This is a genomic window from Arhodomonas sp. KWT2, assembly GCF_041949875.1.
Classification (GTDB): Bacteria; Pseudomonadota; Gammaproteobacteria; order Nitrococcales; family Nitrococcaceae; genus Arhodomonas; species Arhodomonas aquaeolei.
Window position 1 is genome coordinate 28,259 of the sequence record NZ_JBHFPQ010000053.1, and the last position, 17,038, is coordinate 45,296.

General features: G+C 70.6%; 18 protein-coding genes. 6 read left to right on the top strand and 12 right to left on the bottom strand.

The window, feature by feature from the left end; translation table 11 throughout:
- Positions 1-59: 59 nt before the first annotated feature.
- Both ACEZHJ_RS17680 and purE read right to left on the bottom strand, forming a co-directional pair.
- Positions 60-1,196, bottom strand: coding sequence for a 5-(carboxyamino)imidazole ribonucleotide synthase (locus ACEZHJ_RS17680; protein ID WP_375036745.1), 1,137 nt, complete (start codon positions 1,194-1,196; stop codon positions 60-62).
- The gene (gene purE / locus ACEZHJ_RS17685) at positions 1,193-1,684 is read right to left on the bottom strand and encodes a 5-(carboxyamino)imidazole ribonucleotide mutase (RefSeq protein ID WP_018718707.1); all 492 of its coding nucleotides are present in this window, start codon (positions 1,682-1,684) and stop codon (positions 1,193-1,195) included. Before purE ends, ACEZHJ_RS17680 begins: the two co-directional genes overlap by 4 nt.
- A 139-nt stretch (positions 1,685-1,823) precedes the next feature.
- Here purE and ACEZHJ_RS17690 point away from each other — a divergent pair, with 139 nt between their 5' ends.
- A complete protein-coding gene (locus tag ACEZHJ_RS17690) occupies positions 1,824-2,057 on the top strand; it encodes a hypothetical protein (RefSeq protein ID WP_018718706.1) in 234 nt (77 codons plus the stop codon).
- Between the two features lie 76 nt (positions 2,058-2,133).
- Here the strand turns inward: ACEZHJ_RS17690 and ACEZHJ_RS17695 are convergent, their stop codons facing one another.
- On the bottom strand, positions 2,134-2,712 hold the full coding sequence (locus tag ACEZHJ_RS17695; RefSeq protein ID WP_163141621.1) for an ankyrin repeat domain-containing protein: 579 nt from the start codon (positions 2,710-2,712) through the stop codon (positions 2,134-2,136).
- A 262-nt stretch (positions 2,713-2,974) separates the two neighbouring features.
- On the opposite strand from ACEZHJ_RS17695, the gene ACEZHJ_RS17700 reads away from it, so the two are divergent.
- Positions 2,975-3,922 carry an alpha/beta fold hydrolase gene (locus tag ACEZHJ_RS17700; protein WP_169509151.1) on the top strand — a complete coding sequence of 316 codons (948 nt, stop codon included), beginning with the start codon at positions 2,975-2,977 and terminating at the stop codon, positions 3,920-3,922.
- On the opposite strand, the gene ACEZHJ_RS17705 is transcribed toward ACEZHJ_RS17700, so the two are convergent.
- Positions 3,909-4,142, bottom strand: a complete 234-nt coding sequence (locus ACEZHJ_RS17705; protein ID WP_018718703.1) for a sulfurtransferase TusA family protein — start codon at positions 4,140-4,142, stop codon at positions 3,909-3,911. The genes ACEZHJ_RS17700 and ACEZHJ_RS17705 overlap by 14 nt on opposite strands.
- A gap of 92 nt (positions 4,143-4,234) precedes the next feature.
- On the opposite strand from ACEZHJ_RS17705, the gene ACEZHJ_RS17710 reads away from it, so the two are divergent.
- The 3 genes from ACEZHJ_RS17710 to lipA all read left to right on the top strand — a co-directional run bounded on the left by ACEZHJ_RS17710 (position 4,235) and on the right by lipA (position 7,185).
- Positions 4,235-4,399: a hypothetical protein gene (locus tag ACEZHJ_RS17710; RefSeq protein WP_018718702.1), complete on the top strand. Its 165-nt coding sequence runs from the start codon at positions 4,235-4,237 to the stop codon at positions 4,397-4,399.
- A 303-nt stretch (positions 4,400-4,702) separates the two neighbouring features.
- The gene (locus ACEZHJ_RS17715; RefSeq protein WP_375036746.1) at positions 4,703-6,058 is read left to right on the top strand and encodes a TrpB-like pyridoxal phosphate-dependent enzyme; all 1,356 of its coding nucleotides are present in this window, start codon (positions 4,703-4,705) and stop codon (positions 6,056-6,058) included.
- A gap of 122 nt (positions 6,059-6,180) precedes the next feature.
- On the top strand, positions 6,181-7,185 hold the full coding sequence (gene lipA, locus ACEZHJ_RS17720) for a lipoyl synthase (RefSeq protein WP_259202331.1): 1,005 nt from the start codon (positions 6,181-6,183) through the stop codon (positions 7,183-7,185).
- Positions 7,186-7,246: 61 nt separating this feature from the next.
- On the opposite strand, the gene gcvT is transcribed toward lipA, so the two are convergent.
- The 7 genes from gcvT to ACEZHJ_RS17755 form a co-directional block, all read right to left on the bottom strand.
- On the bottom strand, positions 7,247-8,365 hold the full coding sequence (gcvT, locus tag ACEZHJ_RS17725) for a glycine cleavage system aminomethyltransferase GcvT (RefSeq protein ID WP_375036747.1): 1,119 nt from the start codon (positions 8,363-8,365) through the stop codon (positions 7,247-7,249).
- A complete protein-coding gene (gene gcvP / locus ACEZHJ_RS17730; RefSeq protein ID WP_163141633.1) occupies positions 8,362-11,265 on the bottom strand; it encodes an aminomethyl-transferring glycine dehydrogenase in 2,904 nt (967 codons plus the stop codon). The genes gcvT and gcvP overlap by 4 nt, the downstream gene beginning before the upstream one ends.
- A 128-nt stretch (positions 11,266-11,393) precedes the next feature.
- Positions 11,394-12,254: a LysR substrate-binding domain-containing protein gene (locus ACEZHJ_RS17735; protein ID WP_018718697.1), complete on the bottom strand. Its 861-nt coding sequence runs from the start codon at positions 12,252-12,254 to the stop codon at positions 11,394-11,396.
- Between the two features lie 169 nt (positions 12,255-12,423).
- A complete protein-coding gene (gene cyoE / locus ACEZHJ_RS17740) occupies positions 12,424-13,365 on the bottom strand; it encodes a heme o synthase (protein ID WP_163141636.1) in 942 nt (313 codons plus the stop codon).
- Complete coding sequence (locus ACEZHJ_RS17745; protein WP_163141639.1) at positions 13,362-14,369, bottom strand: heme A synthase; 1,008 nt, start codon at positions 14,367-14,369, stop codon at positions 13,362-13,364. Before ACEZHJ_RS17745 ends, cyoE begins: the two co-directional genes overlap by 4 nt.
- 32 nt (positions 14,370-14,401) lie before the next feature.
- Positions 14,402-15,034: a hypothetical protein gene (locus ACEZHJ_RS17750; protein ID WP_163143784.1), complete on the bottom strand. Its 633-nt coding sequence runs from the start codon at positions 15,032-15,034 to the stop codon at positions 14,402-14,404.
- A complete protein-coding gene (locus ACEZHJ_RS17755; RefSeq protein ID WP_259202329.1) occupies positions 15,021-15,749 on the bottom strand; it encodes an SURF1 family protein in 729 nt (242 codons plus the stop codon). The genes ACEZHJ_RS17750 and ACEZHJ_RS17755 overlap by 14 nt, the downstream gene beginning before the upstream one ends.
- A 111-nt stretch (positions 15,750-15,860) precedes the next feature.
- Between ACEZHJ_RS17755 and ACEZHJ_RS17760 the strand changes: the two genes are divergently transcribed.
- Positions 15,861-16,079: a twin transmembrane helix small protein gene (locus tag ACEZHJ_RS17760; protein ID WP_163144086.1), complete on the top strand. Its 219-nt coding sequence runs from the start codon at positions 15,861-15,863 to the stop codon at positions 16,077-16,079.
- A gap of 28 nt (positions 16,080-16,107) precedes the next feature.
- Here ACEZHJ_RS17760 and ACEZHJ_RS17765 read toward each other — a convergent pair whose 3' ends face one another.
- Positions 16,108-16,971 carry a cytochrome c oxidase subunit 3 gene (locus ACEZHJ_RS17765; protein ID WP_259202328.1) on the bottom strand — a complete coding sequence of 288 codons (864 nt, stop codon included), beginning with the start codon at positions 16,969-16,971 and terminating at the stop codon, positions 16,108-16,110.
- Positions 16,972-17,038 lie beyond the last annotated feature (67 nt).

Here is a 17,038-nt window from a genome sequence, read left to right on the forward strand (position 1 = left end):
CGGATCGGTATTCGGTTGTTCGGGTCCCGCCCCGGCGGGGCGGGTGGCGGACGACGTGCTCAGCCGACGAGGCGCTCGCGGGCGGCCTCCGCGCGGCGGGCCGCGTCGTCGGCGTCGTCGCCGAAGGCGGTGATATGGCCCATCTTCCGCCCGGGCCGGGCCTCGTCCTTGCCGTAGAGGTGGAGCTTGACCCGGTCGTCGGCGAGGGCCGCGGCCCAGTCCGGCTCCCCCTGTGACCAGAGATCGCCGAGCAGGTTGACCATGGCCGCGGGCTGCAACAGCGCCGTGCTGCCGAAGGGCAGCGCGCACAGGGCGCGCACCTGCTGGCCGAACTGGCAGGTCACGCTGGCATCCACACTGAAGTGCCCGGAGTTGTGGGGCCTGGGGGCGAGCTCGTTGACCAGCAGGTCTCCGTCGCGGGTGACGAAGAACTCCACGCAGAGCACGCCGACCACGTCCAGCGCCTCGAGGATGTCCCGGGCGATGGTAACCGCCCGCCCGTTACCACCGCCGGCGAGCACCGTGCCGGGCAGGGAGACGTCGAGGACGTGGTTGCGGTGGCGGTTCTCGGTGACCCCGTAGTGCACGAACGCGCCGTCCACGCCCCGGGCCGCGACCACGCTGACCTCGCGTTCGAAGTCGACGAACGCCTCCAGCACGGCCTCGCCGCCACCGACCTCGGCCCAGGCGGAGGCCGCCTCGCCGGGCTCGCGGATGACCGCCTGGCCCTTGCCGTCGTAGCCGAAACCGGCGGTCTTGAGCACCGCCGGCGTGCCAATGCGCGTCAGCGCCTGCACCAGCTCCTCCGACCCGGTCACGCGCTCGAAGGCCGCGGTGGGGAACCCCGCCTCGGCCAGGGCACGCTTCTCGCGCAGACGGTTCTGGGCGATGTGCAGGACCTCGCCGCGGGGGCGCACGGGACAGTGCTGCGCGGCGCAGTCCGCGGCGGCAACCGGCACGTTCTCGAACTCGAAGGTCACCGCATCCACCCGCCGGGCAAAGTCGGCGACGGCGTCGAGGTCGTCATACGCCGCCACCACCTCGCGGTCGGCGACTTGGCCGGTGGGCGTGCCGGACGCCGGCGACAGGGTGTGCACACGGTAACCCATGCGCCGTGCGGCGATGGCAAACATGCGGCCGAGCTGGCCGCTGCCGAGCACCCCGAGGGTGGCCCCGGGCAGGATCGGGCCGGTCACTTGAGCTCATCCTCCACGGCCTTGCGGGCCTGACGCTCACGGAAGGCCTCCAGCGCATCACGCAGCGCCGGGCGCTCCCGGGCGAGCATGGCCACGGCGAAAAGGGCGGCGTTGCGTGCCCCGGAGCGCCCGATGGCGAAGGTCGCCGTGGGCACGCCGCCGGGCATCTGCACGATGGACAGCAGCGAGTCCATGCCCTGCAGGGCACGGCTCTCCACCGGCACGCCGAGCACCGGCAGCAGCGTCTGCGCCGCGACCATGCCCGGCAGGTGGGCGGCGCCGCCGGCGCCCGCGATGATCGCCTGCAGCCCGCGGGACTCGGCCTCCCGGGCATAGTCGCGCATGAGCTCCGGCGTGCGATGGGCGGAGACGATGCGGCACTCGTGGGCGACACCGAAGTCGCTCAGCACCTCGTCGGCGTGACGCATGGTCTCCCAGTCGGACTTGCTGCCCATGATCACCCCTACCAGGGGTTGTGCCTCGTCCATGGTGCTCCTCCCGAGGGAAAACCGCGGAGTCTACCACCTGCAGCGGGCAGCGGCGCAGCCCTGTGCGACGAGTGACCACTCACACCGCCGGTGGTTCTGCTATGATTTCATACATACGGGTGACAGCCGAGGATCGGCCGTGGACATTAACAGCGCCTTCAACTCAGGGCTCCGCGGGTTTCAGAACGCCAACCAGACCGCTGCACGCAGCGCCGAGACCATCGCCCGGCGCAGTGGCGGGCTGGCGGAGGACCGCACGGTCGAGACCGCGCTGGTCGAGGCGGTGACGGCAGAGAATCAGGCCGCCGCGGCGACACAGGTGGTACGCGCGGCCGACGAAACGTCGGGCTCGCTGATCGATACCCGCGCCTGAGCCCCGCCCGCGGCTCAAACCACCGCGGCACCCGTCCCCCTTTTCCATTGCCGCCTCGCAACCGGCGGCACGCCCTTCAGTCCATGCCGTCCATCGACATTGCACCCCGCGCCTGAAGTAGCTCGACCACGTCGCGGCGGGCGTTATCGCCGGCGTGATCCAGCGCCGTGCGTCCATCGTGGTCGCGGAGGTTCACCGATGCGCCGGCGTCGAGCAGCACCCGCACGACTCCGGTGTGGCCCTCCCGCGCCGCCCACATGAGCGGCGTGCGCCCCGCCTCCGTCTCGCGGACATCCACCGCCACCCCCCGGGCGAGCAGCAGTCCCGCGACCTCCGGCCGGCCACTGATGGCCGCGGCGTGGAGCGCCGTATAGCCGAGCTCGTCACGGGCATGGAGGTCGGCCCCGGCCTCCAGCAGCCGCGTCACCACCGCCGGGTGGCCCATCGCCGCCGCCCGCATCATCGGCGTCCAGCCGCAGGCGTCCTCGCCATCGACTGCAGCACCACGGTCAAGGAGCGCATTCACCCGCGCCAGGTCGCCGTCCCGGGCGGCGGCGATGAGAGGCGGCTCACCGGCCGGCGCACCACCCCGGGACCCGGCGAGCCAGTACCCCGCACCGGCGATCGCCGCCACTAGCGCAGCGGCCGCGAGCATCCCCGATCCAAGGGGACCGGGGCGCCAGCGGGTACTCACGGTTCCGCCCTGCCATCGGTCGGGCGAAAGGCGGTTCTGGAGAGAAGGCGGTTCCGGCTCATGGTCTGCCTCATCCGCGGAGCCATTCATCCGTGTCGATGCTAGACCCCGCATGGAGGTCATCCATGACCCAGATCACGCCGTGGCGGCGATGGTTGCCGCCATGGCGGAATGGCCGGGAAACTGGGGCATCGTCAGCCAGTACGGTGCTCGGAGGGCGGCAATGGCGGGACGACACACCGACCCGCTGCTCGGGGTCATGCCCGGAAGCAGGCACCTTCCCCCACCAGCGGCACCGCCCGCCGCCACAACCGTCCTCCCCGGGGCGGGACGTCGCCTCGACCTGCCCGCCGGCCCGATGCACTACCTCGACGCCGGCGACGGACCCGCGGTGATCATGGTCCACGGCAACCCGACCTGGTCGTTCCTCTTCCGCGACCTCGTCGCCCGGCTGTCGGCGACGCACCGTTGCGTGGCACCGGACCACCTCGGCTTCGGCCTCTCCGGCACACCGGCGGATCGTCCCTGCCGCCCCGCGGAGCACGCGGGACACCTGGCCCGGCTGGTCGAGACCCTCGGCCTGCGGCGGATCGTCCTGGTCGGTCACGACTGGGGCGGACCGGTGGCGCTCGCCTACGCCGCGAGCCGCCCCGACAACGTCGCCGCGCTGGTGCTCAGTAACACCTGGGCGTGGCCGGTGCACCGGGATCCCCGCCTGGCGGCCTTCGCCGCCCTGGCCGGCGGACCGCCCGGCCGATGGCTGATCCGGCACCACGACGCCCTCGTCCGCGCCCTGCCGCTGGCCGTCGGCGACCGGCAGCGGCTGTCCGCCACGGCCCATCGGTGCTATCGGACGGTGCGCGCCACGCCCGCGGCGCGCGACGGCTTCGCCGCGCTGCCCCGGGAGATGCTCGCCGCCCGGGCGTGGCTGGCGGCGTTGCGGGACCACCTGCCACGCCTTGGTGACACGCCCGCGCTGCTGGCCTGGGGTATGCGCGACCCGGCACTGGGCGCGCGGGTGCTGGGACACTGGCGCACGCTGCTGCCCCACGCCCGCGTGCACCCCCTGGCCGGCGTCGGGCACCTGCCCCCGGAGGAGGCACCGGCGGCATTCGGCGACGCGGTGACGGGGTTCCTGGCGGAGGACGGGCCGGGTATCAGCCCTTGCTGACGTAGAACGTGTGCACACCGTCGTCCTCGTCCCGGGCGACAAGAGTGTTGTCGGTCTTGTCGCAGAAGGCGGTGAAGTCGATCACCGAGTGCGGATCCGTCGCGCGCACCCGCAGCACTGCACCGGCGGGCAGCGGGATCAGCGCCTTCTTGGTCTTGAGGATCGGCAGCGGGCAGTTGAGCCCGCGCACGTCCAGATCCGAATCGAACGGGTGAGCCATGGGATATCCTGACGCGTTACACTATCGGCCCTGACATCAGGGATTCTACTAAGCCCGGCGGCGGCAAGGCCACGCGGGCGATGGAGGGAGCGATGAGCGACAAGCAGCCGGACGCGGACTTCGACCCGCGCCCCGTCACCGACAGCGAGCTGCGCGAGGAATACACCAGCGAGCAGGTGCGACACTGGCGCGACCAGGCCGACCGCACCCACCAGGACTGGTTCAGCGTGCTCGACAACGACTACGGCAAGGACTGATCGACCGCCCGCCGACATACCAATCTTCTCAGAGGTATTGTCCTGTGTCAGAGCGCCAGAGCGGTTCGGGCGGCAAGGCGCGCTCGTGCCGGTGTGGCCGGGTCACTTCATGCGAGCGCAACGCCGCAACCGGAGCGCTCTGGCGCTCCCTTTGGGCCGCTCTGTGCGCCGATGGGGCTGCGTTGCTCGCCGCTTATGGTGCCGGCTACACCGTGCGCCTCGCGCCTTGCCCCATCGACACACAGACCGGCTGACGCATGGCAATACCTCTGAGAAGATCAGTACCCCCTTGGAGGCCCCGTTTTGAGCGACACCAAGATCCTGCTTCCGGAATCGGACATCCCGACCCACTGGTACAACGTCATCCCGGACCTCCCCGGTCCGCTGGCGCCGTACGTCGGCCCCGACGGCCAGCCGGTGCCGACGGAGGCGATGACCGCCATATTCCCGCCGGCGATCGTCGAGCAGGAGGTCAGCACCGAGCGCTGGATCGCCATCCCCGAGCCGGTGCGTGAGGCCCTGCGGCTGTGGCGACCCTCGCCACTGATCCGCGCCACCCGGCTGGAGGAGGCCCTGGGCACACCGGCGAAGATCTTCTTCAAGTACGAAGGGGTCTCCCCGGCGGGCTCGCACAAGCCCAACTCCGCGGTAGCCCAGGCCTACTACAACCGCGAGGCGGGCATCACCCGGCTGACCACCGAGACCGGCGCCGGCCAGTGGGGCAGCTCACTGGCGCTGGCGGGCAGCCTCTTCGGCCTGGACGTGCGGGTCTACATGGTCCGGGTGAGCTACGAGCAAAAGCCCCACCGGCGCTCGATGATGCAGACCTGGGGCGGCGAGGTCATTCCCAGCCCCTCGCCGCTCACCGAGACCGGCCGCAAGGCCCTCGCCGACGACCCGGACAACCCGGGCTCGCTGGGCCTGGCGATCTCCGAGGCGGTCGAGGAGGCCGCCGGCCGCGAGGACACCAATTACGCCCTGGGCTCGGTACTCAACCACGTGCTGCTGCACCAGACCGTTATCGGCCAGGAGACGAAGCGCCAGCTGGAGATCGCCGGGGCCTACCCGGACGTCATCCTCGCGCCCTGCGGCGGCGGCTCCAACGTCGGCGGCATGATGTTCCCGTTCCTCGCGGACAAGGCCGCGGGCCGGGACCTGCGCCTGGTGGCGGTTGAGCCCGACTCCTGCCCGACGCTGACCCGCGGCCACTACGCCTACGACTACGGCGACAGTGCCGGGCTGACGCCGATCATGAAGATGTACACCCTCGGCCACGACTTCATGCCCCCCGGCATCCACGCCGGCGGGCTGCGCTACCACGGCGACTCGGCGCTGGTCTCCCAGCTCTACGACGCCGGCGTGCTGGAGGCGGTGGCGGTGCCGCAGCTCGCGACCTTCGAGGCCGGTGTGCTGTTCGCCCGCACCCAGGGGATCATCCCGGCGCCGGAATCCTGCCACGCCGTGCGCGGCGCGGTGGACGAGGCCCTAAGGGCGAAGGAGGAGGGGCGCGAGCGCACCATCCTGTTCACCCTCTCCGGGCACGGCCACTTCGACATGGCCTCCTACGACCGCTATTTCGCCGGCGAGCTGGAGAACTACGAGTACCCGGAGGCGGCGATCCACCGGGCGCTGGACAACCTCCCGCAAATCGGCGGATGAGGCGTGCCGGCGGCGCGCGGACCGCCGGCACTTTCAACCAGAGCTCAGCACCCCTGTGAGCGGCCCGACACGCCGGAGGCTGTTACACTGGGCCGTCACAGTCACCCACCGGGATGGCAGCAATGAGTGAACTCAAGGGAATCCCCGTCGTCGTCAGCGGCAGCAAGGTGGACAAGCCCCACGGCTTCCGCGCCGTGAAGAACGGCATCAAGGCACGCCGGGACAACGCCCCCGTCGCCCGCGGCGACAAGCCCGACTGGCTGCGCGTGAAGATCCCCACGGGCAAGGGCTACAGCCGGGTCAAGCAGACCGTGCGCGAGCACCGCCTGTCCACGGTGTGCGAGGAGTCCATGTGCCCCAACATCGCCGAGTGCTGGGGCCACGGCACCGCCACCATCATGCTCATGGGCGACACCTGCACCCGTGCCTGCCGCTTCTGTGCGGTGGACACCGGCAACCCCCACGGCTGGCTTGACCACGAGGAGCCCGTTCAGACCGCCGAGACCGTCGAGCTCATGGGCCTGAAGTACGTGGTGCTGACCTCCGTGGACCGTGACGACCTCGACGACGCCGGCGCCGGCCACTACGCGGCGTGCATCCGCGCCATCAAGGAGCGCACGCCGGAAACGGCCGTCGAGGCCCTGACGCCGGACTTCCAGGGCGTTCACGAGTGGGTGGAGCGCGTCATCGACGCGGGCCTGGAGGTCTTCGCGCAGAACGTGGAGACCGTGCGCCGGCTCACCCACCCGGTGCGCGACCCACGGGCAAGCTACGAGCGCACCCTTGACGTGCTCGAGCACGCCAAGCACCACAACCCGAAGGTCCTGACCAAGACCAGCCTGATGGTGGGCCTCGGCGAGACCGACGAGGAGATCCTGGAGACCATGGACGACCTCCGCGCCATCGGCGTGGATATCGTCACCTTCGGGCAGTACCTCCGGCCGACGGCCAACCACCTGCCGGTGGAGCGCTACGTCACGCCCGAGCAGTTCGCACAGTATCGCGAGTGGGGCCTGGAGAAGGGCTTCCTCGAGGTGGTCTCGGGGCCGCTGGTGCGCTCGAGCTACCGTGCCGAGCGGGTACTGGAGAAGAACAACTGCGGGCTGGACGAGGCCGCCTCCGGCTGAGGCCGGCGGCCGCCCCGGCATCCGTAAGAAAGGCCCCCGCTCCGGCGGGGGCCTTGTCGTTTCAGCGGCGGTAGCCCGGGCGCAGGAACGGCGTCTCCGCCACGGTCACCGGGATCCCACGTCCGCGCACCAGGGCGGTGACACGGCTGCCCACCGCCTCGAAACCGGTCTCGACGTAGCCCATCGCCACCGGCGCCCCGACACTGGGACCGAAACCGCCACTGGTCACCCGGCCGACACCGCGGCCGTCGCCGTCCTGCAGCTCCACACCCTCGCGCACCGGCGCCCGCCCCTCCGGGCGCAGGCCCACGCGGCGGCGGTCGACGCCGTCACGCAGCTGCCCGGCGATGACGTCGGCGCCGGGGTAACCGCCCTCGCGGCGGCCCCCGGGCCGGCGGACCCTGGAGACGGCCCATTCCAGCGCGGCCTCCACCGGCGTGGTGGTGGTATCCATATCGTGCCCGTACAGGCACAGCCCTGCCTCCAGGCGGAGCGAGTCGCGGGCCCCCAGGCCGACGGGCTCCACCGCCTCGTAGGCGAGCAGGCGCCGGGCCAGGGTGTCCGCGTCTTCCGCGGCCACGGAGATCTCGAAACCGTCCTCGCCGGTATAGCCGGAGCGAGTGACAAAGCACGGCACGCCGGCAACCTCGAGGGGCCGGGCATCCATGAAGACCATCTCCCGGCTGTCCGGGGCGAGCTCGGCCATGACCTCCGCGGCAGCCGGCCCCTGCAGGGCAAGCAGCGCCCGGTCGAAGCGGGACTCGACACGGACCCCGGCGCCCGCGTGGGCCTCCAGGTGGGCAAGGTCGTCATCCTTGCAGGCCGCGTTGACCACCAGGTAGAGGTGATCACCGGCATTGCAGACCATGAAGTCGTCGAGGATGCCGCCGCGCTCGTCGGTGAACAGCGTGTAGCGCTGGCGCCCGGGCTTGAGCCCGGCGATGTTGCCCGTGGTCAGCGACTCCAGCATCCCGGCGGCGTCGGCGCCGTACAGGCAGACCTGCCCCATGTGCGAGACGTCGAACAGCCCGGCACGCTCGCGGGTATGCAGGTGCTCCTTCATCACCCCGAGCGGGTAGCTCACGGGCATGGCGTATCCCGCAAAGGGGACCATCCTGGCCCCGAGCTCCCGGTGCAGGGCATCCAGCGGCACCCGGCGGAGATCCGTATCGTCGCTCATGACCCAACCCCTTCGCGCTGCGGCTCGTCCATGTACTCGCTCATCGGCGGGCAGGCGCAGACGAGATTGCGGTCGCCGTAGACGTTGTCGATCCGCGCCACCGGCGACCAGTACTTGCCCTGGCGCTGCCCGGCCATCGGGAAGACTGCACTCTCCCGGGAGTAGGCGCGGTCCCATTCGCCCACCAGGTCCGCCGGCGTATGCGGGGCATGACGCAGCGGGCTGTCGTCCGCCGCGAGGTCGCCACGCTCGATGGCCCGCACCTCCTCGCGGATCGCCAGCATGGCGTCGCAGAAGCGGTCGAGCTCGGCCTGGGACTCGCTCTCCGTGGGCTCGATCATCAGCGTACCCGCCACCGGGAAAGACATGGTCGGGGCGTGGAAGCCGTAGTCGATCAGGCGCTTGGCGACGTCGTCCACGGTGACGCCGGTCTCGTCCTTGATCGGGCGCAGGTCGATGATGCACTCGTGGGCGACCAGCCCATCGCGCCCGGTGTAGAGCACCGGGTAGGCATCGCGCAGTCGTGCGGCAATGTAGTTGGCGTTGAGAATGGCCACCTCGGTGGCGTCGGTGAGACCCGAGGCCCCCATCAGCCGCATGTAGGCCCAGGAGATGGGCAGGATGCCGGCGCTGCCCCAGGGCGCCGCCGCCACCGGCACGCCACCGGATTCGACCCCGCCGTAGCGGTGCCCGGGCAGGTACGGCGCCAGGTGGGCGCGCACACCGATGGGGCCGACGCCCGGACCGCCCCCGCCGTGGGGGATGCAGAAGGTCTTGTGCAGGTTGACGTGGGAGACGTCGCCGCCGAACTCGCCCGGCTGGGTCAGGCCCACCATGGCGTTGAGGTTGGCGCCGTCGATGTAGACCTGCCCGCCGTGCTCGTGGACCAGTGAACAGACCTCGCGCACGGTGGTCTCGAACACCCCGTGGGTGGACGGGTAGGTGATCATGATCGCGGCCAGGCGCTCGCCGTGCTCGGCGAGCCGGGCGCGCAGGTCATCCATGTCGATGTTGCCGTCACCGTCGCAGCGGACCACCACCACGCGCATCCCGGCCATCTGCGCGGAGGCCGGGTTGGTGCCGTGGGCGGACGACGGGATGAGGCAGACGTCGCGCTCCGGCTCGCCACGGTCGCGGTGATAGTCGCGGATCGCGAGCAGCCCGGCGTACTCGCCCTGGGCACCGGCATTGGGCTGCAGCGACACGGCGTCGTAGCCGGTGACCGCACAGAGCATGCGCTCCAGGTCGGCGAACAGCTCGCGGTAGCCCCCGGTCTGCGCCGCGGGGGCGAAGGGGTGAATCCCGCTGAACGCCGCCCAGGAGACGGCCAGCATCTCGGTGGTGGCGTTGAGCTTCATGGTGCACGAGCCCAGCGGGATCATCGCCCGGTCCAGCGCCAGGTCGTAGTCCGCCAGGCGGCGCAGGTAGCGCAGCATCTCCGTCTCGGAGCGATAGCGGTGGAACACCGGGTGGGTGAGGAATGCGCTCTGCCGCGCCAGACCGGCGGGCAGCGCATCGGCCACGCGCTCGTCGAGCGCCGCGACCTCCGGGACCGCCGCGTCGTCCGCGAACACCGCCAGCAGCGCGGCCACGTCCTCGCGGGTGGCGGTCTCATCCAGGGCGATGCCGATCCGACCCGCACCCAGGTCGCGCAGGTTGTAGCCGGCATCCATCGCCGCCGCGAGGCGGCCGTCGGCGGCGTCACCGGCGTCGACCGCGATGGTATCGAAGAACGGCGCGTCCACCACGCCCCAGCCGAGCTCGCGCAGGCCCTGGGCGAGGATGGCACCCAGGCGGTGCACCCGGCGCGCGATGCGAGTCAGCCCGTCGGGGCCGTGGTAGACCGCGTACATCGCAGCGATGACGGCGAGCAGGGCCTGCGCCGTGCAGATGTTGCTGGTCGCCTTCTCGCGGCGGATGTGCTGCTCGCGGGTCTGCAACGCCAGGCGGTAGGCGGGGTCGCCGTGGGCGTCCACGGATACGCCCACCAGCCGCCCGGGCAGGGCCCGCTTGTGGCGATCGCGGGTGGCCATGAAGGCGGCGTGCGGACCGCCGAAGAACAGCGGCACGCCGAAGCGCTGGGCACTGCCGACAACCACGTCCGCCCCCATCTCGCCGGGGGGCGTGAGCAGGGTCAGCGCGAGCAGGTCCGTAGCCACCACGGCCATGGCGTCGGCCGCGTGGGCCGCCTCGATCGCGGCGCTCGGGTCACGGACGGCGCCGTCGGTCCCCGGGTACTGCAGCAGCACGCCGAAGAAGCCGGACTCGGGCAGGCCCTGCCCCGGATCCCGGACCTCCACCTCGATGCCCAGGGGCGCCGCGCGGCCGCGCAGGACATCGATGGTCTGCGGATGGCAGTTGGCGTCCACGATGAAGACGTTGCCGCGATTGCGCCGGTTCACACGCTGGCACAGGGTCATTGCCTCCGCCGCCGCGGTCGACTCGTCGAGCAGCGACGCATTGGCGATCTCCATGGCAGTGAGGTCCATCACCATGGTCTGGAAATTCAGCAGCGCCTCGAGCCGGCCCTGGGAGATCTCCGGCTGGTAGGGCGTGTACGCCGTGTACCATGCCGGGTTCTCCAGCACGTTGCGCTGGATGACCGTCGGGGTGTGGGTGCCGTAATAGCCCGCGCCGATGAAGGAGCGCTTGACCTCGTTGCGCGCGGCCATCCGGCCGAGCTCGTCAATCACCTCCGCCTCGCTGCGCGGACCATCCAGCGCCAGCGGGGCGTCCATACGGATGTCCTCGGGCAGCGCCCGGGCGATGAGCGCCTCCATGCCCTCGGCGCCGACGGTCTCCAGCATACGCCGGCGCTCCCCGGCGTCCGGCCCGATGTGCCGGCCGAGGAACTCGTCGTGGCCCTCCAGGGCCGTCAGGGGGGTATGCGGTTCGCTCATGGGGTCGCCTCACTCTCTATCGTGGCGGCAATGCGCTGCCGGGAGCGATCAGTCCCGCAACCGTAGCCCGGGCATATCGATTTGTTAAATCAATACTCCCAATGGTCGCATAAATTTCTCAAATGCGACTACAGGCGACTCTCGAGGTTGGCGGACATATAGGCCACCAGCGCGTCGATGGCCTCGGTGGTGCGCGCCGGGTCATAGTGCAGGCGCACCTGCACTGGCGGGAGGCGGGGCAGATGCTCGGCGGCGGTCACCGCCCGCAGTCCGTTCGGGACGATGCTGCGTGCGAGCACCGTCACGCCGAGACCGGCGAGTACGCCCGCGCGGATCCCCCCGAAGCTCGCGCAGGTGTAGGCCACCCGCCACGGCACCGCCTCACGCTCCAGGTGCGAGAGGATCCGGCCGCGGTAGACGCAGCCCTCCGGGGCCACCACCAGCGGCACCGGCGTGCGCACGTGGCTGTCGTGACGGGGACTCGTGACCCACACGAGTTCCTCCGTCCAGCCCGCTCCGGAGGCGACGTCCTCGGCATCGGCGTGCAGCGCGAAGACCAGGTCCAGCTCCTCGCGCTCGCGCCGGGCAAGCAGCCGGTTGCTGAGGTCGCAGGTAACCTCCAGGGTGACGTTCGGATGGGCCTTGGCGAACTTGCCGAGGATTTCCGGGAGAAAGGAGCTGGCGAACTCGTTGGGCACCCCCAGGCGGACCGTGCCCGCAAGCTCCGGGGTGGCCAGCCGCCCCATTGCCTCGCGATTGAGCGCGAGGATCCGCTGGGCATAGTCGAGCAGCGTCTCCCCGGCCGGCGTGAGACGCAGGCGGCGGCCGTCGCGCACCAGCAGCGACTGGCCCGTGAGCTCCTCGAGGCGCTTCATCTGGAGGCTGACCGCCGGCTGGGAGCGGCCCAGGCGCTCGCCCGCGCGGGTAAAGCCCTCGGCCTCGGCAACCAGCACGAAGCTGCGCAGCAGCTCGGTGGGGATGTAATCCATACTCATCTTCCCAGAGGGATTGCCGTGTGTCAGAACGCCGGAGCGGTTCGGGGGCAAGGCGCGTTCGCGCCGGCGTGGCGGGGCTCACGTCAAGCAAACGCAACGCCGTCGAGGGAAGACTAGTACATCCTCCGCCGCGGACAGCGGTCGTAACGGCGCCCGGCGGCGGTCAGCCGCCGAGCGCGGACGCCATGATCGGCAGGTAGTGATCCAGCAGCAGCAGCGCGAACAGCGCCATCAGATAGATAATCGAGTAGCCGAACGAGCGCATCGGCAGCGAGGCCGAATCGCTCACCAGCATGGCCACGCCGTAGCCGAGGTACACCACGCCAAGGACCATCGCACCGACGAAGTACAGCCAGCCGCTCATCCCGGTCGCGAAGGGCAGCGCCGTCACCGCCACCAGCAGCAGGGTGTAGAACAGCACATGCCAGCGGGTGAATCGGTCGCCGTGGGTGACCGGCAGCATCGGGATGTCGGCGCGGGCGTAGTCCGCCTGACGGTGGATGGCCAGCGCCCAGAAATGCGGCGGCGTCCACGTGAAGATGATCAGGAACAGCAGCAGCGCGTTGGGATCGACGCTGCCGGTCACCGCCGTCCAGCCAAGCACCGGCGGCGCGGCACCCGCCGCGCCGCCGATGACGATGTTCTGCGGCGTCGCCCGCTTGAGGAACATCGTGTAGACGAACGCGTAGCCGAGCAGCGAGCCGAAGGTCAGCAGCGCGGTGAGCGGATTGACAAGGTAGTACAGCAGGCCGAGGCCGGCGACGCCGAGCAGCGCGGCGAAGGCGATCGCGTGGGGCAGCCGGATGTGGCCGCTGGGGATGGGCCGGCCGCGGGTGCGCGCCATGCGCGCATCGATGCCGCGATCGACCAGGTGGTTCACCGCCGCCGCCGAGGCGGCGGCGAGCGCGATGCCCAGGTTGCCGATCGTCAGCGCCCGCCAGGGCACCTCGGTGGTCACCGCCAGCAGCTCGCCGACCACCGCGGTAAACACCATCAGCGCGACCACGCCGGGCTTGCAGAGCTCGTAGTAGTCCCGCCAGTGACGGATGAGGTGGCGATGCACCGGTAGATCCTCGCTGGCGGCGACGGAGGCGGTGTGATTCATGACAGTCGGCTCGGATGTGCGAAGTGATTCAGCGCGACGAGCACCGCGAGCAGTATCGCGGCGCCTGCATTGTGCGCCACGGCCACGCCGAGGGGCAAGCTGAACAGGACGTTACTGACCCCCAGGGCGAACTGCGCGGTGACGCCCGCGGCGAGCGCGGCCCCGCCCGCGGCGGCGAGGCCGCCCCGGCGGATCAGCGCCAGCCCCAGGCCGAACAGAGCGAGGAAGACCACCACCGCCCCGGCCCGGTGGGCCAAGTGGATCGCGACCTTGGCCCCGCGGCTGAGGTGGGTACCATACTCGTAATCGGGCCCGATTCCGTGCCAGGGGTCGAAGCCGGCCGGGAAGTCCGCTACCTCGGGCCAGACCTCACCCGGCGTGCATGCCGGGAACTCGTTGCAGGCGAGCGCGGCGTAGTTCGCGCTGGTCCAGCCGCCCAGGGCAATCTGGCCGGCGAGCAGCGCGAGCGCCGCCACCAGGGCGACGCGCCAGCCCCGCGGCAGGCGCAGCGCGCCGGCACCGCCAAACACACGCAGGGTCTGCCAGGTGAGCAGCGACAGGGTCGTGAGCCCGCCCAGCAGATGGGCCATGACGATCAGCGGCTTGAGCTTCCAGGTCACGGTCCACATGCCCAGAAGTGCCTGGAAGACGATCACGGCCACCAGAGCCAGCGGCACGGCCAGGGGCTGGCCGGGCTCGCGCCGGTTACGCCAGGCCAGGACCGCGAGCGCGAAGACCAGCAGCCCGAGTGTGCCGGCCACGTAGCGGTGAACCATCTCCTTCCAGCCCTTCGCCGCCTCCACGGGCCGGTCCGGGTAGGCGGCGTTGGCGCTCGCGATCTCCTCCGGGGCGTCCGGGACGCTGATCTGGCCGTAGCAGCCCGGCCAGTCGGGACAGCCGAGACCGGCGTCGGAGAGGCGCACGTAGGCGCCGAGCACGACCACGACGAGGGTCAGCAGGGTCGCGATGAGGGACAGTCGCCGGAACCACGGGGAACGGGACACGCGGATTTCCTCTTGCTTGACGGTTGGCGTCGTCAGCCGGCGTCGGGCTTGCTGTGCTGGAGATGGTCCTCGATACGCTCCTCGGCGGCCTTGAGCAGACGTTCCATGTCGTCAAGCAGCCCCGAGCCGTCCAGCGGGACCGGATACCCCATCATCCGGAAGCCCAGGTAATCGACGATGAAGACCCCGCGGCCGGCGTCGCCGCCCCCCGGGACATCGTCCAGCAGGGCCGTGACACGCTCGCGCGGCGCACTCGCCCGCACGAGCCCGCCGAAGGCCTGGCGGGCGGGTAACGGCGCGGCATCCCGCGGCTGAAGCAGCAGCACGCGCACCCGGTCCGCATCGCGGTTGAGCGCAACGCGCGCACGCCGGAGCTCGTCGAGCATGGCGCGGCACTCCGCCCCGCAGTCCCCGTCGACGGGGACGAGCAACGTCCAGTAGCCCTCGAACCACTTCGCCGGCATCGCCCGGCCATTCGCCATGCGCCAGCCTTCGTGCCCCTGGCTCACGGGCGGATCCACGAGCACGCCATTGTTGGTGGTCGCCCCGGGTTGCCAGCCATTGATCACCATGACCCAGGCCAGGATGGCCGGGCCGAAGAACATCACGGCCAGCACGATGATCGGCCAGCGCGACCCGGAACGACGGGTTTCAGTCGCGTTCATGCCTGCCCTTCAATCGGGTGTTGACGCCGATGTAGATCACCAGCAGCGCGGTAGCCAGCGCGAACCACTGCACGGCGTAGCCGTAGTGACGACGCGGTCCGAAGCGCATCGTCTCCGGACGCGCCTTCTCCGCCGCCGCCCCGGTGCGCAGGAGATAGGGCGTCACCGGGTACGGCAGGGCCTTCGCCAGGACATCGAAGTCCAGGTACTGGATCCGCCTCGGCCAGCTGCCGTCGCCATGATACGCCTCGCCGAGACGCAGGCCCACGGACGGACCGTCACCGAGACGGCCACGTACGGTGCGCGGCGTCGCCGCCACCGCGATGTCCGGCAGCTGCGAGCGGCGCGGCGGCGCGGCCACCCAGCCGCGGTCCACCAGCACGGCGGCGTCGGTGCCCTCGAGGCGCAGCGGCGTAATGATCCGGTAGCCGGGCACGCCGTCCCGCGTCTGGTTATCCAGCAGGAACTGATGCCCGGCGTCGTAGCGCCCGCGCGCGCGTGCCAGCCGGTGCAGCCCCGCCTCCGGAGTGGGCAAACCGGCGTTGAGCGCCAGCACCGGCGCGGCCGCCGCCGATTCCCGGGCGGCGATCAGCGCCTCCTTCTGGTGCGCCCGATCGATCTGCCAGAAGCCCAGGGCGATCAGCACCGGCAGGAGCACGAGGGTGACCAGCGTCGGCCAGCGCCCCGGCCGGAAGACGAACGGACCGACACGCATCAGGCGGTGCGCCCCGGCGCTCCGGCATCTCGCGTAGAATAGGGACGGCACCCACTCGCGCGCCAGCTGTCGGCAGCCGCGATCCGAGACGCCAACCAGCGGGAGCTGCCAATGACGCTGTTCATCAAGGCGGGAATCGTTATCACCATGCTGGCCATCATCGCCAGTCTCGGCTCCGGCCTGTTCTTCCTCATCCGTGACGGTAGCCGCACCCGGCGCACGCTCAACGCGCTGACGGTGCGCATCACCCTGTCGGTCGTGCTGTTCGCGCTGATCCTGCTGGCGCTGTTCACCGGGGTCCTGCACCCGAACGCAAGCCCGCTGTCGTGAGCGGGCCCGCGCCCGGGCACGGCGCTTTTCAGAGTATGTAGACGAACACGAACAGCCCCAGCCAGACCACGTCCACGAAGTGCCAGTACCAGGCCACCGCCTCGAAGCCGAAATGCTGGTCCGGATTGAAGTGGCCCCGCATGCAGCGCAGTGCGATCACGGTGAGCATGATCGTGCCCATGATCACGTGAGCGCCGTGAAAGCCCGTGAGCATGAAGAACGTCGAACCGTAGATACCGGTACCGAGCTGCAGGTTCATGTGGGTCCAGGCCTCGAAATACTCGTAGGCCTGCAGGCTCACGAACGAGGCACCGAGCAGGATGGTGGCGATCATCGCCAGCACCAGCTTGCCGCGCTCACCGGCCTTGAGCGCGTGGTGACCGATAGTCAGCGTCACGCCGGAGGTCAGCAGGATGATGGTGTTGATGCTCGGCAGCGGCCACGCACCCATGGGTTCGAATTCGAGCCCGGTCATGCCCGGGCCGGCGGTCGGCCAGTTGAGGGCCACCGAATCCCACAGGACCTTGCTGGTGGCCGGGTCGGCACCGCCGAGCCACGGCACGGAGAGCATCCGCGCATAGAACAGCGCGCCGAAGAACGCGCCGAAGAACATCACCTCGGAGAAGATGAACCAGATCATCCCCCAGCGGAAGGAGATGTCCACCTGGTCGCTGTACAGCCCCGACAGCCCCTCGCGGATGACACTGCCGAACCACCCGAAAAAGACCACGACCATGATCGCCAGGCCGATGCCAAGCGCATACGGCCCCCACGAGAGGCTCTGCAGGTAGCCGGCCCCGCCGGCGCCCATGCAGGCCAGTCCGGCGCTGGCCACCAGCGGCCAGTAGCTGTAGTCGGGGACGTAATACCCCCCACCCTGTGCGTGTGCCATCGATCCCATCCTCTAATCGTCCAGTAACGACCCGTCGCGCCGGCGCGACCGCGGTGCGCCTCTACAT